The following is a 16,507-nucleotide window of genomic DNA, read 5'->3' as shown; positions in this document are numbered from 1 at the left end:
GGGGCCACCCCGTCGCCGCCGCGCTTAGGCGGCCGTCAGGTGGCGATTGACCACCGCGCGCGACTCCACCGTCTTGCCGTGCCAGCAATCGAGCACCTGCTGCACCGCTACCAGGCCGACGCGGTCGCGCGCCTCGGTGGTGTTGGCGCCGACGTGCGGCGTGGCCACCAGGTTAGCGACTCCCCAGAGGTTGCTGTCCGCCGGCGGCGGTTCGGGATGAAAGGTGTCCAGGCCGGCGCCGCCGAGCTGGCCTTCGCGCAGCGCCGTGACCAGGGCCTGGGTATCGATCAGCTCGCCGCGGGCGGTGTTGATCAGCAGGCTGCCGGGGCGCATGCGGGCGAACTGGGCGGCACCGAACAGGTGGCGATTGGCCTCGGTCAGGGGGCAATGCAGGCTGATGACATCGCACTCGGCCAGCAAGGCATCGAAGCTTTCCTCGCGCTGGACATGATCGCGCGCGGGCAGGTGCTTGAGATAGGGATCATAGACCCGCACCTGCATCCGCAGCGGCGCCACCAGATCCATCAGCACACTGCCGATGGCGCCCAGCCCGACCAGACCCAGGGTCTTGCCGAACAGCTCGGTGCCGTTGGCCTGGGACTTGTCCCAGTGTCCGGCGCGCATCCGCGCATCCAGCCAGGCGGTCTGCCGCGCCACGCTGAACATCAGGGCAAAGGCGTGTTCGGCCACCGACTGGGCATTGGCGCCCAGGGCGATGGTGACCGGAATCCCGCGGTCGGCCGCGGCCTGGAGGTCGATGGTGTCGTAGCCCACGCCGTGCTTGGCGATGATCGCCAGCTTGGCCGACGCCTCGATCATGGGCCGGGTCAGCTTGCCCTGGCGGACGATGATGGCGTCCGGCTGTTCCTGGCGGATCAGGGCGAGCAGGTCGTCATGGGGCATGTAGGGCTCGGTCGGGATGACCTGGACGTCATGGGCGGCGGCCAGGGCCATGGCTTCGGGAGCCAGTGCCGGACCGGTGAGCAGGATCTTGCGGGTCATCGGAGTACCCCTTGTTGTTATGGACGGGCACAGCGCCTAAGGCGAGCGATCTGTCTCAGAACCTATCATAATGAAACGCCATTGCAAATTTTATCTTGTAATCGATAAAGAGGGCCGGTCAAAGGACTTGAAACCTTGAAAACGAAATGCAATTCTGAAATCAGCCAGCCAATACGTGGCGGCATCCGACAATTCCCACAAGAGAAATGCCCATGACCATCGGCTTCAGAGTGCTCACTGCCCAACGCAAGGTCGCGGCCGACTGGGTCGCGCGCTACCGCGACATCCCGGTCGCCAACGTCAGCGACTCCATGCACCGCATGACCGCCGGCGGCTCGCGCCTGCGCCCCATGCATCGCCAGGGCGTACTCGCCGGCCCGGCCCTGACCGTCAAGGCGCGTCCGGGCGACAACCTCATGCTGCACCACGCCCTGGACATCGCCGAACCGGGTGACGTCATCGTGGTGGATGCCGGTGGCGACCTGAGCAATGCGCTGATCGGCGAGATGATGGTGGCCTACGCGGTCAAGCGCGGCGTGGCCGGCATCGTCATCAACGGCGCCATCCGCGATTCCGCCAACATCGGCGCCGGCGACTTCCCGCTGTTCGCTGCCGGCATCTCCCATCGCGGTCCGTACAAGGACGGCCCCGGCGAGATCAACGTGCCCATCGCCATCGACGGCATGGTCATAGAGCCGGGTGACCTGGTGATCGGCGACGACGACGGCCTGCTCTGCGTGCCCTACGATCATGTCGCCGAGGTCTATGACCGCGCCGCCGCCAAGCACGCCGCCGAAGAAAAGCAGATGCAACAGATCGCCGAAGGCACCAACGACCGCAGCTGGGTCCTGGAATCGCTCAGGAAGAAGGGCTGCGCCCTGCCCTAGCGACCTCTTGCCGGTATGAAAAAAGGCAGCTCTTGGCTGCCTTTTTTTCATGTTGGCACCCTCTCGAAACCGCTCTGCTGATGGCTCCCGCACTCCCGACCACTGCAGGCGGCGGCATCCCGACGCCTTCCACACCGCCTTCGCGCCTGGCGCAGGTGCTGCCGGCGCGGCCTGCCAAAGAAAGAGGCGGCCTGGGCCGCCTCTTTCCATCCCGAACCTCTGCGCCTCAGGTACGCCCCACCCCTTCCAGGCCCGTCGTGCCCAGCGGCTTCACCGGCTCCCGCCGACTCGGATCACCCAGCCAGAGCATCAGCACGACGCCCAGCGCCAGCACCGAGGCCACCACATAGAAGGGCCCGGAGAAACTCTGGGTGGCATCCTTGACCAGGCCGATGGCGAAGGGTCCGACGAAGCCGCCCAGGTTGCCAATGGAGACGATCAGCGCCAGTCCCCCCGCCGCGGCCCGACCGGTCAGGAAGGTGGAGGGAATGGCCCAGAAGGTCGCCTGGAAGGACAGGATGCTCGCCACCGCCACACTCAGGCAGGTCATGCGCAGCAGCGGATCGGCCGAGAGCGCCGCGCCCACCAGGCCCAGCGCGGCAAGCGCCAGGGCACCGGCCACATAGGGCAGCCGCTGGGCACCCTGGTTGGCCTGGCGCGCCCAGAGCGTCATGGCGACGGCGCCAAGGATGTAGGGGATGGTGGCCACCAGGCCGACGGTGGTGTTCTGCATGCCCAGGCTCTTGATGATCTGCGGCATCCAGATGCCGATCCCCACGGAGCCGACGATGCCGCAGAAGTTGATGGCGGCCAGCATGAACACCTTGGAGTTGGTGAAGGCGTGGCGCAGCGTGGAACCATGGGTGGCACCGATCTCGCGCTGCTCGCGGGCCAGGCGTTCAGTCAGCCAGGTGCGCTCGCGGGTCGACAGCCAGCGCGACTTGGCCGGCGTATCCACCAGCACGAACAGACAGAGGATGCCGAGCAGCACCGCCGGCAGGGCTTCCGCCACCAGCAGGAATTGCCAGTTTCTCAGCCCCATGAAGTCATGCACGTCCAGCAGCATCCCCGACAACGGCGAGCCAATGATGTTGGCGGTGGGGATGCCCAGCAGAAAGGCCGCGGTGGCCTTGGCGCGCCATTTGCCGGGAAACCAGTAGGTGAAGTAGAGGTAGACCCCCGGGGTGAAGCCGGCCTCGGCCACTCCCAGCAGGAAGCGCAGGATGCTGAAGCTGACCGGCCCGGTGGCGAAGGCCGTGGCCATGGAGATCAGGCCCCAGCTGATCATGATCCGCGCGATCCAGACCCGTGCGCCGAAGCGCTGCAACAGCAGGTTGCTCGGCACCTCGAAGAGGAAGTAGCCGAAGAAGAACAGGCCCGCCGCCCAGCCGAACATCGTCGCGGTGAGCCCCAGGTCCTGGTTCATGCTGATGGCGGCGAAGCCGACATTGGTGCGGTCCAGGTAGCTGACCACATAGCAGGCGAAGATGAACGGCAGGATGCGCCACAGGGCGCGCCGCAGGAGTTGCTCGCCCTCGGCATCGGTCAGAGACGGCTGCTCGCCCGGATGGGTCTGGCTCATGGGTAACCTCTCTTGTAGTTGTTGTGGGGTAAAGCGCGAGACGCCGCAGCGCCGGTCAGAGATGGGAAAACAGCGGCAGGCCGCGTACCGGAGTCTCCGCGCGCAGGATGCTGCCGGTCTCGGATTCGGTGATGAACAGGCTGCGCCCTTCGGGGCCGCCGAAGGCCAGGTTGGTGTTGCTGATGCCGGCGCAGGATTTGAGTCGGGCCAGCGGCTCGGCCACCGGTGAGAGCTGCCAGACCGAGCCGAAACCGGTGTGGGCGATGTAGAGATTGCTCTCCTCGTCCAGCGCCAGGCCATCGGGGCCGCCCAGGCCGCCATGCAACTGGGCGAAGACGCCGACCTTGCCGATCAGCGGGCCGTTGCCCAGGGGAATCCGCCAGACCTGCTGGGCGCGGGTCACCGCCACCAGCAGGTGGTTGAGCCGGGGATCGAAGACGATGCCGTTGGGGCTGGGCACCGTCGCCAGCAGACAGCTGAGCTGGCCATCGGCGCCCAGACGATAGACCCGGCCGCTGGCGTCCTGCAGACCGGTCTGCCCCTGGTCGGTGAAATAGAGATCACCGGCCGGCGAGAACACCAGGTCGTTGACGCCCTTGAAGCCTTCGGAGCCGGCGCTGTCCAGCACCGTCTCCACCTCGCCGCGCAGCGGATCGAGCTGCAGGATGCCGCGCCTGTAGTCGGCGATGAAGATGCGCCCGTCGCGGTGGATCTTCAGGCCGTTGGGCCAGCCGTCGTATTCGCAGACCAGCTCCCACTCGCCCCTGGGATCGATGCGCAAGATGCGCCCGTTGGGGATGTCGGTGACATAGAGATTGCCCTGGCGATCGAAGGAGGGCCCTTCCAGAAAGGAATCGATGGCGCGGCCCTGGCGATTGGCATCGGCCCAGGCGGTCCGCCGCGGCTGGCGATAGCGCTCGGGCAGGCGGGTGAAGACAGCAGTTTCCAGCGTCGGAGGCGCAGTGAAGAAGCTCATGCACAGAGACCTTTGGCGGCGGCGTAGGCCGGCTAGCGGAGGGGGGTTACCCTTGTATTTATGAAACGCTATTTCAAAATAAAGGATGAATAGCCAAATGCAAGCCCTGATAGCCTGGATTCCTTACGGAAATTACAGACTCATACTCTGGAATCAGAACGAAACTCTGGAAAGGCCCCGATTGACGGGCCAGCACGCGGCCAGCTACCTGGAAAGCCAGGTCCGGTCAGCGGCTATTGGGAAGCAAGACAGGGATGCAGCCAGCGACTGGCGCCTGGTTCCGCGACAGACGAACAGGAAAATGCCCGGCGCCCTCCGGGGCGCCAGGCGCCTCTGCAGTCGGGAGTGCAAGGATGGCAACGGGGTGCCGAAGCGGGCCACCAGGACCGGGATGGCCGGCATTGCACCGGGCACCCTGGTCCTGGCGCTACATCTCACGCCCTGATCAACAACGGCGCCGTTCCGCGATAGCAGGCCTCCAGCCGTTCCGCGCGATGGGTCAGGACGCTGCGCTGGTTGAGCGAGCCCTTGTCGGTGATCTCGCCGCGGTCGGCGGATGGCGGTTCTTCCTGCAGGGCGATCCATTCCAGGCGGCTGGCGTTGCCCGAAGCCTCGCGATTGAGGCGCTTGAGCCAGGCGGCGAACCAGTCCTGCACCGGGGCGCTGGCCAGTACCGTGGCGGCATCGACGCCGTCTTCCAGCCCGGCCAGTTGCCGGCAATCCGCCAGGCGCGGGAAGACCAGCAGTCCCAGACACTCGCGATCCGGCGCCGCCACCACCACGTCCTGCACCAGCGGCGTCCCCTCCAGCACCGCGCGATTGCGCAGGGGACCGACGCTGACGAAGACCCCGGACGACAGCTTGAAGTCCTCGGCGATGCGGCCGTCGAACATCAGGCCCAGTTGCGGATTGGCCGGGTCGACCAGCTTGAGGGCATCGCCCGAGCAGTAGAAACCCTCCTCGTCGAAGCAGGCGGCGGTCTGGGCGGTGTCGCGCCAGTAGCCGGGCATGATGTGCGGACCCCGGAAGCGCCCTTCCAGCTTGCCGTCCACCGGCACCAGCTTGAGTTCGCAGCCCGGCGCCGGCACCCCGACATAGCCGGCTACTGAAAGCGGTCCGGTGGTGAAGGTGCAACTGGGCGAGGCCTCGGTCATGCCCAGACCGGCCATCATGCGGATGCGTTCGCCGCAATGGGCCTCGGCGATGCGATCCAGGCGATCCCAGACGCTTTGCGACAGCCCCGCCGCGGCAAAGAAGAACAGCCGCATGCGGGCGAAGAAGCGCTCGCGCAACTCGGCGTCGCGCTCCAGGGCATTGGCCAGCTCTTCCCAGCCGCGCGGCACCGTCAGGTAGGCGGTGGGCGATACCTCGCGCAGATTGCGCAGGGTCTCGCCGAAGCCCTGGGGGGTCGGCTTGCCTTCGTCCAGATAGAAGGTGCCGCCGTTGTAGAGCACGATGCCCAGGTTATGGCTACCGCCAAAGGTGTGGTTCCAGGGCAGCCAGTCCACCAGCACCGGCGGCTCTTCGCCAAACACCGGAAAGGTCTGCAAGAGCATCTGCTGGTTAGCGCAGAGCATGCGCTGGGTGGTGGTCACCGCCTTGGGCAGCTTGGTGGAACCGGAGGTGAAGAGAAACTTGGCGATGCTGTCCGGCCCGGTGGCGGCGAAGGCACGCTCGGCGGCGGCCAGTTCACCACGGGCGAGCAGCGCCGCGAAGGTCAGGGTATTGCGGCCCTGGACCTGACCGCGGGTCGCGATCACCGGTACGTCGGCGGGCAGCACGGCGTCCAGCGCCTTCTGGAACGCCGGGCCATCGCTGACGAACACCAGTCCCGGCTGCAGCAGGTCGCAGACATGGCGCAGCTTGGCGTGGTCCTGGGACAGCAGTGCGTAGCCGGGTGACACCGGGCAGAAGGGAATGCCGGCATAGAGGGCGGCCATGGCCAGCTGCAGGTGCTCCGGATCGTTGCCGGAGAGAATCGCCAGCGGCCGCTCGGCGGAAAGACCGAATTCCAGCAGCGCGGCGGCCAGCTGGCGCACCCGCTCCAGCATCTCGCCATAGGAGAATTCGCGCCAGGCGCCGCCGGCTTCCCGGGCGGCGAAGAAGGTGCGGTCCGGGGCCACCGCGGCCCAGTGCAGCAGCCGGTCCAGCAGCCGCGGCGGCGGCGGGGTCAGGGCTTCCTGGGAGGCCATGTAGAGCAGTCCACCCCGCTCTTCCACGGTGACGCCGGGTTGTCCCAGGGTCACCGGGCGATAGCGCAGCGGCTGATCGGCGGGCGCGCGGGTATGCGTGACGTGACTCACCTTGAATTCTCCTCTGGGCTGGCGCCCGAGGGCGCCTCTTATTGTTGTTGCAACAGGAGCGAGGTTCTGTACGAAAAGTCGCCGAGCGAAGGTCAGGCGAGGCGAAAAAGGCTGAGGAAGCGGAGTTTACGAGCGGTAAATGAGCATTCCGAAGCCTTTTTCAACGAAGCATCACCGAGCGCAGGCATTTGTCGTACAGAACCTAGGGACGGCGGACGCTGATCAGATCGGGTAGTGGCGCGGCCCCGTCTGCAGCGTCACCCAGCGCAACTGGGTGAAATGGTCGATGGAGGCCCGTGAGCCGAAGCTGCCGTAACCGCTGGACTTCACGCCGCCAAAGGGCATCTGCGCCTCGTCGTGCACCGTGGGGCCATTGATGTGGCAGATGCCGCTCTCCACCCGCTGCGCCAGCGCCAGGGCACGGGCGGTGTCGCGACTGAAGATGGCCGACGAGAGGCCGAATTCGGAATCGTTGGCCAGGCGCAGCAGGGCCTCGTCACCCTCGGCACGGATCACCACGGCCACCGGGCCGAATGACTCCTCGGCATAGAGCTGCATCTCGGCGGTGACGCCATCCAGCAGGGTCGGTTGCAGGATGCTGCCCTCCAGCTCGCCACCGCAGACCAACCGGGCGCCCCTGCCCACGGCGTCGTCGATCAGCGCCTTGATGCGGGTGCCGGCACCGGCGTCGATCAGGGAACCCAGCACCGAATCGGCCGCGCCGGGATCGCCGGCCTTGAGGGTGCGTACCTTGGCCGCCAGGCGCTCGACGAAGGCGTCGGCGATGCGACTGTCCACCAGCAGGCGCTCGGTGGACATGCAGATCTGCCCCTGATTGAAATAGGCGCCAAAGGCCGCCGCGGCGACCGCGGCATCCAGGTCGGCATCCTCCAGCACCAGCAGCGGTGCCTTGCCGCCCAGTTCCAGCACGGCCGGCTTGAGATGGCGCGCCGCCAGCTCGCCAACGATGCGACCCACCCGGGTGGAGCCGGTGAAGTTGACGCGCCGCACCGCCGGGTTGGCGATCAGCCGCTCGACGATGGCCGGGGCATCCTCCGGAGCATTGGTGACGACATTGACCACACCGTCGCCCAGGCCGGCATCCTGCAGCACCTGGCCGATCAGCCGGTGCACGCCCGGACTCTGTTCGGAGGCCTTGAGCACCACGGTGTTGCCGCAGGCCAGCGGCATGGCCAGGGCGCGGGTACCGAGGATCACCGGCGCGTTCCAGGGCGCGATGCCCAGCACCACGCCACAGGGCTGGCGTAGCGCCATGGCAAAGCTGCCGGGCACGTCGGACGGTATGACCTCGCCCTGGATCTGGGTGGTCATGGCCGCCGCCTCGCGCAGCATGTTGGCCGCCAGGTGGACATTGAAGCCGTACCAGTTGGCCATGGCCCCGGTCTCTCCGGCGAGGGCGACGAATTCACTACTGCGCGCGACCAGACCATCGGCGGCGGCCAGCAGACGGCGACGACGCTCGCCCGGTGGTAGCGCAGCCCAGGCGGGAAAGGCGGCCTGGGCCGCGGCCACCGCGGCGTCGGCATCGTCCAGGGTGGCGGCGGCCACCGTGGAGACCACCGCGCCGGTCACCGGATGGCAACGCTGATAGCTGCGACCGTCGCCGGCCGGGCGGCTGGCGCCGCCGATGAGCAGGGATACCTCGACCATGACGCTACCTCTTGTTGTTGTACGGGTGGGCGGTGGCGGTTCAGCGCTTGTAGGTCTGCAGCCCGGGCTTGATGCTCTTGTCGTCGAGGAACTGCTTCATGCCCTGTTCGCGACCGCCTTCCGGATCCTGCAGCCGCGACTGGTCGAGCTTGGCATAGAGGTAGTCCTCGTTCTGCTCCCAGGTGAGTTCGCGGCAGCGCTTGAAACCGACCTTGGCGGCCCGCAGCACCACCGGATTCTTGTCCAGCAGCTCGCGGGCCAGGGCGGTGGTCACCTCGCGCAACTGGTCGCGCGGCACGCTCTGGTTGACCAGGCCCATGGCCGCCGCTTCGGGACCGCTGAAGGTCTTGCCGGTCATCACATAGTAGAGGGCGGTACGGTGGCCCACGGTATCGGCCAGAGCCTTGCTCACCAGGTTGCCCGGGGGAATGCCCCAGTTGATCTCGGACAGGCCGAAGGTGGCCTCGTCGGCGGTGATGGCCAGGTCGCAGGCCACCAGCGGGCTGAAGCCGCCGCCAAAGCACCAGCCGTTGACCATGGCGATGGTCGGCTTGGCGTACATGCGCAACAGCTTCCACTGCCACTGGGAGGCTTCGCGGCGAATCTTTTCCTGCAGGATCTCGGGGCCGGCGTCGGTCTCGCGGAAGTATTCCTTGAGATCCATGCCCGCGGTCCAGGCATCGCCGGCACCGGTCAGCACCAGCACGCCGGCACTGGCGTCCTGCTCCAGGGTCTCCAGCACCTCGACCATCTCGCGGTTGAGGGTGGGACTCATGGCATTGCGTTTTTCCGGACGATTGAGCGTCACCCAGGCGATACCGTCCTCGATGTCCACTTTGACCGTCTGCCAGCGTCCGTCATAACTGCCCATGGCGTGTGCCTCTTGTTGTTGGGTGGGTATGGAGCTGAAGCTACGCCAGGGAATTAGTTAAGTCAATTAACTATTTTGCTGAGCATGCATGATGCCGGTGAACGATAGGGGGGTGTGGGCAAACAGGATCCAATTGAGCAGAAATGAGCGCAACACTCGTAACGCCATTCGTCCTGAGAACGGTCTCGTACGGCGAATGCCGTTGACAGGAATCGTTAACCGTCATAACCATTGGATCCAATAGACAACAACAAGAGGCCCCGCTCATGTACCCGAAGAACGCCTGGTACGTCGCCTGTACCCCCGACGAAGTCCAAGACAAGCCCCTGGGTCGCCAGATCTGTGGCGAACCCTTGGTCTTCTACCGTGACGCCAATGGCCAGGTGGTGGCCCTGGAAGACTTCTGCCCGCACCGCGGTGCGCCGCTGTCCCTGGGCTTCGTCCGCGACGGCACCCTGGTCTGCGGCTATCACGGCCTGGAGATGGGCTGCGGTGGCAAGACCCTGGGCATGCCGGGGCAGCGGGTCGGCGTCTTTCCCGCGGTGCGCCCCTATGCCGCCGTCGAGCGGCACGGCTTCATCTGGGTCTGGCCGGGCGACCAGGCCAAGGCCGATGCGGCGCTGATTCCCCACCTGGAGTGGGCCGAGAGTCCCGACTGGGCCTATGGCGGCGGCCTCTATCACATCCAGTGCGACTACCGGCTGATGATCGACAACCTCATGGATCTCACCCACGAGACCTATGTCCACGCCTCCAGCATCGGCCAGAAGGAGATCGACGAGGCGCCGCCGGCCACCCGCGTCGACGGTGACGAGGTCATCACCAGCCGGCACATGGAAAACATCTCCGCCCCACCCTTCTGGCGCATGGCCCTGCGTGGCAATGGCCTGGCCGACGACGTCCCGGTGGATCGCTGGCAGATCTGCCGCTTCACCCCGCCCAGCCACGTGATGATCGAGGTGGGCGTGGCCCATGCCGGCCATGGCGGCTACGAGGCTCCGGCGGCGGTCAAGGCCGCCAGCGTGGTGGTGGACTTCATCACCCCCGAGACCGAGACCTCCATCTGGTACTTCTGGGGCATGGCGCGCAACTTCAAGCCGGACGATGCCGAGCTCACCGCCAGCATCCGCGAAGGCCAGGGCAAGATCTTCGGCGAAGACCTGGAGATGCTCGAACGCCAGCAGCAGAACCTGCTGCGCTATCCGGAGCGCGGCCTGCTCAAGCTCAACATCGATGCCGGCGGCGTGCAGTCGCGGCAGATCATCGACCGCCTGCTGGCCGCCGAACAGGCCGCCACCGGCATCCCGGTCCGGCAGATCGCCTAGGAGACCTCTCATGCTCGATCTGATCGTCACCGCCGTACAGCGCGAGGCCCCCACCATCCTGGCCTTCGACCTGGCCCGCGCCGACAGCGGCCCCCTGCCCGGCTTCGCCGCCGGCGCCCATCTGGAAATCACCCTGGGCGACGGCCTGGTGCGCCACTATTCGCTCTGTACCGCGCCGGAACCGGTACCGACCCGCTATCGCATCGCCGTGCTGCTCGTCCCCGACTCCCGCGGCGGCTCCCAGGCCATGCATCGACTGCAGGTAGGCGATCGCCTGCAGGCCAGTGAACCCCGCAACCTGTTCGGTCTGGTCCCCAGCGCGCGTCGCACCCAGCTGCTGGCCGGAGGTATCGGTATCACTCCGCTCCTGGCCATGGCCGAACAGCTCTATCAGCAGGGCGCGCACTTCACCCTGAGATACCTGGTACGCGACCGCGAACACGCGGCCTTCATCCCCTGGCTCAAGGCGCGGCCCTATGCCGAGCAGGTCAGGGTGCACTTCGACCAGCACGACCCGGCGCTGCGACCCAACTTCCAGCACCTGCTCGGTCCGGCGGCACCGGACGATCACCTCTATGTCTGCGGCCCGGCCGGCTTCATGGCCGCGGTGGTGGACGCCGCCCAGGCCCAGGGCTGGCAACCCGGCCAGATCCATCGGGAGTTCTTCGCCGCCGATCCCGCCGCCCAGGGAGAGCAAAGACCCTTTGAGGTGGAGCTGGCGCGCAGCGGTCGCCGCGTGCAGGTACCGGCCGAACGCAGCGTGGTCGAGGTTCTGGCTGACCTGGGTGTCGTCCTGCCGGTGTCCTGTGGCCAGGGTCTCTGCGGCACCTGCCTGACCCCGGTGCTGGCCGGCGAACCCGAGCACCGCGACCTCTTTCTCTCCGCAGCCGAACACGCCGCCAACGACCGCTTCACCCCCTGCTGCTCGCGCGCCAAGGGCGAGCGGTTGGTGCTGGATCTCTGACAAACCGAGCCCGCCCTACCTCCCCCTCTCCCCTTGGGAGAGGGCCGGGTGAGGGTCCGCTCTACACCAGCACCTTCATCCCCACCGCCTCGCCCTCTTCCCCACCAAACCACCGCGCATACCCCAGGGTCGCCTGGGCGTGCTCGCGCATGATGCCCTCGGCGCGGGCACCCTGGCCGCGCACCAGGGCGTCGAACACCGCGTGGTGCTGCAGGTGGGCGAAATTGAAGCGACGGTACTCGCGGTCGAGATCCTCGGCATCCACCGCCAGGGCGCTCACCGAGGCGAAGGGCAGGTGCTCGTGACGCCCCAGGGCCACGGCGATGGCCGGATTACCGCTGGCCGCGACGATGGCCTGGTGAAAGGCCCGATTGAGATCGTGATAGTCCTCCAGGTCCTCCAGCCGCACATGCCCTTTGGCGAACAGTCGATCGCCACGGCGCAGGCAGTCTTCCAGCGTGGCGCGGGTGGCAGCGTCCAGGCCACGTTCGGCGGCCTGGCGCGCGGCCAGGCCTTCCAGCACCCCGCGCACCTCCACCGCGCCCTCCAGATCGGCGCCCGTCAGCGCGCGCACCTGATAGCCGCGGGCACCGCTGCGCTCCAGCAGACCTTCCTCGGCCAGGGTGCGCAGGGCCAGGCGCACCGGCATGCGCGACACGGCGAAGCGCTCGGCGGTGGGAAGCTCCGCCAGGCGTTCGCCCGCGCCCAGTTCGCCGGACAGGATCATCTGCCGCAGCGCGGCCAGCACCCGCTGTCCCGGCTTGCTCATGGCTGCCCCTCTCCTTCGTTGATCTCGGCCAGCAGCCACTGGCGAAAGGCCTGTAGCGACGGCAGCCCTTCGTTGCGCGGCGGATAGACCAGGTAATAGCTGCGCCGACTGACCAATGCCGGACCGCAGGCCCGCAGCTCGCCCTGGGCCAGCTCGTCCTCCACCAGTACCCGCGGTACCAGCCCGATGCCGATGCCGGCGCGTACCGCCTGGATCAGGTGCGAGGTCAGCTCGAAACTCGGTCCCGGGCGCATGGCCCGATGGGGCAGCTCATGGTGGCGGAACCATTCACCCCAGGCCTGGGGATTATTGGCCACGCCCAGCAGCAGCTGGCCAGCCAGGGTCGCCGGCGTCGCATCCGGCAACTCGGCCAGCGTCGTCGGGCTGGCAATCACCACAAGCTGCTCGGCCTGCAGCGGATGAGCACAAAGCCCAGGCCAGTTACCGCTGCCGACGCTGATAGCCGCATCGATCTCGCTGGCGGCGAAGTCCACCGCCTGGATGCGCGAATGCAGGTGCACCAGCATGCCGGGATGGGCAGCGTAGAAGTCACCTAGGCGTGGCAACAGCCACTTGGAACCAAAGGTCGGCAGCACCGCCAGGCGCAGCGTGCCCTGCCCGGAGGCGAAGGCCATGGCCTGCAGGGTGGCGCTGCGGATCTGCCCCAGGGCCAGGCCCAGCTCACGGCTATAGGCGCGCCCCACATCGGTGAGCACGATCTGCCGGCCCTCGCGACGAAACAGCGTCAGCCCCAGCAACTGTTCCAGCGCCTGCACCTGGCGCCCTACGGCGCTCTGGGTCAGCGACAGCTCCTCGGCCGCCCGGGTGTAGCTCTCATGCCGCGCCGCCGCCTCGAAGGCCAGCAGCAGCGACATGGAGGGCGTCAGGCGGCGGTGATTCATTCAGGATCTTCCGGCATAGGCGGCGGAATCTTCGGTTGTGGCGCCGCCGCGCTGTGGTGAGAATGCCTACTATAGCCAGAAAAGGTCGACGCCATTCCTTCGCTCGCTGAAGGAGACGGCCGTCCGCCGCCAGAGAGCCCGCCTGATGAACATGATCGCCCGCCTGCCGGCCTCGGCGCCCCTCGCCGCCGCCTACACCGACTTCCTGACCACCCTCGCCGCCAGCGGCTTCCAGGGCGAGATCGCGCTGGACCATGCCAGCCGCACGGTCATGGCCACCGACAACTCCATCTACCAGCGCCTGCCCCAGGCAGCGGTCTTTCCCAAGGACAGCGCCGACGTCCAGTGCCTGGCCCGACTGATGGGCGAGGCGCGCTTCCAGGGCGTGGTCCTGACCCCGCGCGGCGGCGGCACCGGCACCAACGGCCAGTCCCTCACCGACGGCATCGTGGTCGACCTCTCCCGCCACCTGAACAGGATCCTGGAGATCAACGCCGCGGAGGGCTGGGTGCGGGTCCAGGCCGGCGTGGTCAAGGACCAGCTCAATGCCGCGCTCCGCCCCCACGGCCTGTTCTTCGCCCCGGAGCTGTCCACCTCCAACCGCGCCACCATCGGCGGCATGATCAACACCGACGCCAGCGGCCAGGGCAGCGTGACCTACGGCAAGACCCGCAACCACGTGCTGGAACTGGACGCCTACCTGATCGGCGGTGAACGCCTGGAAAGTCGCCCGGTGGACAGCGCCGAACTGGACGCCCTCTGCGCCCGCGACGATCGCACCGGGGCCGTCTACCGCTGCGCGCGGGACATCGCCGAGCAGCAGGCCGAACTGATCGAGGCACGCTTTCCCAAGCTCAATCGCTGCCTGACCGGTTATGACCTGGCGCACCTGATCGAGGCGGACGGCCGCTTCAACCTCAACAGCGTGCTCTGCGGCGCCGAAGGCTCCCTGGCCTTCATCGCCGAGGCCAAGCTCAACGTCCTGCCGATTCCCAAGTATTCGGTGCTGGTCAACGTCCGCTACGCCAGCTTCATGGACGCCCTGCGCGACGCCCGCGCCCTGATCGAACTCAAGCCGTTGTCCATCGAGACGGTGGATTCCAAGGTGCTCCTGCTGGCCATGCAGGACATCGTCTGGCACAGCGTGGCGGAGTATTTCCCCGAAGATGTGGAGCGCCCCACCCTGGGCATCAACCTGGTGGAATTCAGCGGCGACGATCCCGAGGAAGTGGATGCCCGCGTCCAGGGCTTCCTCGACCACCTGCGCCAGGACACTACCGTCGAGCGCCTCGGCCACACCCTGGCCATCGGCCGCAACGCCGTGACCCGCGTCTACACCATGCGCAAGCGCGCCGTGGGCCTGCTGGGCAACGTCCAGGGCGAGATCCGTCCGCAGCCCTTCGTCGAAGACACCGCGGTCCCGCCCGAGCGCCTGGCCGACTTCATCGCCGAATTCCGCGCCCTGCTCGATGGCCACAACCTGCAATACGGCATGTTCGGCCATGTCGACGCCGGGGTGCTGCACGTGCGTCCGGCGCTGGATCTCAAGGACCCACGCCAGGCGGCGCTGGTGCGGCCGATCTCCGACCAGGTGGCCGCGCTGACACAGAAATACGGTGGCCTGCTCTGGGGCGAACACGGCAAGGGCGTGCGCTCGGAATATGCGCCGGCCTTCTTCGGCGACCTCTACCCATCGTTACAGGCGCTCAAGGGTGCCTTCGATCCGCACAACCAGCTCAATCCGGGCAAGATCGCCACCCCGCTCGCCAGCGGCGCCGAGTTGCTCAAGGTCGATGGCGTGACCCTCAGGGGCGAGTTGGACCGCACCCTCGACGAGCGCGTCTGGCAGAGCTACGGCACCGCCATGCACTGCAACGGCAATGGCGCCTGCTACAACTACGATCCCGACGACGCCATGTGCCCGTCCTGGAAGGCCACCCGCCAGCGCATCCACTCACCCAAGGGGCGCGCCGCCCTGATCCGTGAATGGCTGCGCCTGCAGGGCCAGGCCGGCATCGATGTCCTGGCCCCCGCGCCGCGTGGTGCCCGGAACTGGCTCAAGGCCCTGCCGCAACGCTGGCGCAATGGCCGCCAGGCCGAGGCGGACTTCTCCCACGAGGTCTATGACGCCATGGCCGGCTGCCTGGCGTGCAAGTCCTGCGCGGGCCAGTGCCCGATCAAGGTCAATGTGCCGGAATTTCGCTCGCGCTTCCTCGAGCTCTATCACCGTCGCTACCTGCGCCCGCTGCGCGATTACCTGATCGGCTCCCTGGAATTCAGCCTGCCGCTGTTCGCCCGCGCCCCCGGTCTCTACAACGCCGTCATGGGCGCCACACCCATTCAGCGGCTGTTCGCCGAGCGCATCGGCATGGTCGACAGCCCCCTGCTCAGCCGTTTCGACCTGGTGCCGGTCATGCATCAATGGCAGGTACAGATCGCCACCCCCGAGCGGCTGCTGGCCCTGAGCGATGAAGAACGCGCCAGGACTATCGTGGTGGTGCAGGACGCCTTCACCCGCTATTTCGAGACCCCGCTCACCGCCGCCTTCCTCGAACTGGCCGCGCGGCTCGGCCAGCGAGTGTTCCTCGCGCCCTATCGCGCCAACGGCAAGCCGTTGCAGGTGCAGGGTTTCCTCGGCGCCTTCGAACGCACGGCGCGGCGCAACGCGGCCCAGCTCGCCAGCCTGGCCGGCTTCGGCGTCACGCTGGTCGGTCTCGATCCGGCCATGACCCTGGTCTATCGCCAGGAATACCCCAAGATCCCCGGTATCGCCCGGATGCCCGAGGTCCTGCTGCCCCAGGAGTGGCTGCTGCAGGTGTTGCCGAAAGAGCAGCACGTAGTCGGTGACAAGGTCTATCGCCTGCTCGGCCACTGCACCGAAAAGACCAACGCCCCGGCCAGCGTCAGTCAGTGGCAGCAGGTGTTCGAACGCCTGGGCCTGGGCCTCAAGCCGGAAAGCACCGGCTGCTGCGGCATGTCCGGAACCTATGGCCACGAGGCGCGCAACCTGGCGACCTCCAGGGTGATCTACGACCAGTCATGGGCCCGCGCCCTGGCGGTACCGGGCGAAGCCCTGGCCACCGGCTACTCCTGCCGCAGCCAGGTCAAGCGCATCGACGACCGCCGCCTGCGCCACCCGCTGGAAGCGGTGTTGGATGCGGTAAGGGGCTGAACTCGCCTCGCGTTCTGCCACGCTATCGCGGCCATGGCGGTCCGCCGATGCGGCCGCTCCTACAGAGGCACCCGTGCCTGTAG

General features: G+C 67.3%; 12 protein-coding genes. 4 read left to right on the top strand and 8 right to left on the bottom strand.

The genetic code is table 11. The annotated features are described in order from the left end of the window. Positions 1-24: 24 nt before the first annotated feature. Entirely contained in the window at positions 25-1,002 is a 978-nt protein-coding gene (locus OMP44_RS05925) for a hydroxyacid dehydrogenase (RefSeq protein ID WP_187978907.1), read from the bottom strand. Positions 1,003-1,214: 212 nt separating this feature from the next. On the opposite strand from OMP44_RS05925, the gene OMP44_RS05920 reads away from it, so the two are divergent. Continuing rightward, positions 1,215-1,889: an RraA family protein gene (locus tag OMP44_RS05920; protein ID WP_280306962.1), complete on the top strand. Its 675-nt coding sequence runs from the start codon at positions 1,215-1,217 to the stop codon at positions 1,887-1,889. 226 nt (positions 1,890-2,115) lie between these two features. Here OMP44_RS05920 and OMP44_RS05915 read toward each other — a convergent pair whose 3' ends face one another. From OMP44_RS05915 to OMP44_RS05895, 5 genes are all read right to left on the bottom strand, one after another. Next, on the bottom strand, positions 2,116-3,471 hold the full coding sequence (locus OMP44_RS05915) for an MFS transporter (RefSeq protein WP_280306961.1): 1,356 nt from the start codon (positions 3,469-3,471) through the stop codon (positions 2,116-2,118). Between the two features lie 55 nt (positions 3,472-3,526). After that, a complete protein-coding gene (locus OMP44_RS05910; RefSeq protein WP_280306960.1) occupies positions 3,527-4,447 on the bottom strand; it encodes an SMP-30/gluconolactonase/LRE family protein in 921 nt (306 codons plus the stop codon). A gap of 434 nt (positions 4,448-4,881) precedes the next feature. Then, positions 4,882-6,750 carry a feruloyl-CoA synthase gene (locus OMP44_RS05905; protein WP_280306959.1) on the bottom strand — a complete coding sequence of 623 codons (1,869 nt, stop codon included), beginning with the start codon at positions 6,748-6,750 and terminating at the stop codon, positions 4,882-4,884. 222 nt (positions 6,751-6,972) lie between these two features. Next, complete coding sequence (locus OMP44_RS05900; RefSeq protein ID WP_280306957.1) at positions 6,973-8,421, bottom strand: aldehyde dehydrogenase; 1,449 nt, start codon at positions 8,419-8,421, stop codon at positions 6,973-6,975. A gap of 40 nt (positions 8,422-8,461) precedes the next feature. Next, positions 8,462-9,292: a p-hydroxycinnamoyl CoA hydratase/lyase gene (locus OMP44_RS05895; RefSeq protein WP_058792502.1), complete on the bottom strand. Its 831-nt coding sequence runs from the start codon at positions 9,290-9,292 to the stop codon at positions 8,462-8,464. 266 nt (positions 9,293-9,558) lie between these two features. Between OMP44_RS05895 and OMP44_RS05890 the strand changes: the two genes are divergently transcribed. Further along, positions 9,559-10,617 (top strand): aromatic ring-hydroxylating dioxygenase subunit alpha, encoded by a 1,059-nt coding sequence (locus OMP44_RS05890; RefSeq protein WP_187978902.1) that lies wholly within the window; start codon positions 9,559-9,561, stop codon positions 10,615-10,617. A 10-nt stretch (positions 10,618-10,627) separates the two neighbouring features. After that, positions 10,628-11,581: a PDR/VanB family oxidoreductase gene (locus tag OMP44_RS05885; RefSeq protein WP_280306955.1), complete on the top strand. Its 954-nt coding sequence runs from the start codon at positions 10,628-10,630 to the stop codon at positions 11,579-11,581. Between the two features lie 61 nt (positions 11,582-11,642). Here the strand turns inward: OMP44_RS05885 and OMP44_RS05880 are convergent, their stop codons facing one another. Together OMP44_RS05880 and OMP44_RS05875 are read right to left on the bottom strand one after the other, a co-directional pair. Then, on the bottom strand, positions 11,643-12,350 hold the full coding sequence (locus OMP44_RS05880; RefSeq protein ID WP_273861147.1) for a GntR family transcriptional regulator: 708 nt from the start codon (positions 12,348-12,350) through the stop codon (positions 11,643-11,645). Continuing rightward, positions 12,347-13,252 carry a LysR substrate-binding domain-containing protein gene (locus OMP44_RS05875; RefSeq protein WP_187978899.1) on the bottom strand — a complete coding sequence of 302 codons (906 nt, stop codon included), beginning with the start codon at positions 13,250-13,252 and terminating at the stop codon, positions 12,347-12,349. Before OMP44_RS05875 ends, OMP44_RS05880 begins: the two co-directional genes overlap by 4 nt. Before the next feature lie 151 nt (positions 13,253-13,403). Here OMP44_RS05875 and ydiJ point away from each other — a divergent pair, with 151 nt between their 5' ends. Further along, entirely contained in the window at positions 13,404-16,424 is a 3,021-nt protein-coding gene (gene ydiJ / locus OMP44_RS05870) for a D-2-hydroxyglutarate dehydrogenase YdiJ (RefSeq protein WP_280307263.1), read from the top strand. Positions 16,425-16,507: the final 83 nt, after the last annotated feature.

This window comes from Pseudomonas flavocrustae (assembly GCF_029872515.1).
GTDB lineage: Bacteria > Pseudomonadota > Gammaproteobacteria > Pseudomonadales > Pseudomonadaceae > Chryseomonas > Chryseomonas aestiva.
The sequence above is the reverse complement of the archived record's forward strand: the minus strand, read 5'-3'. Positions and strand labels throughout refer to the sequence as shown.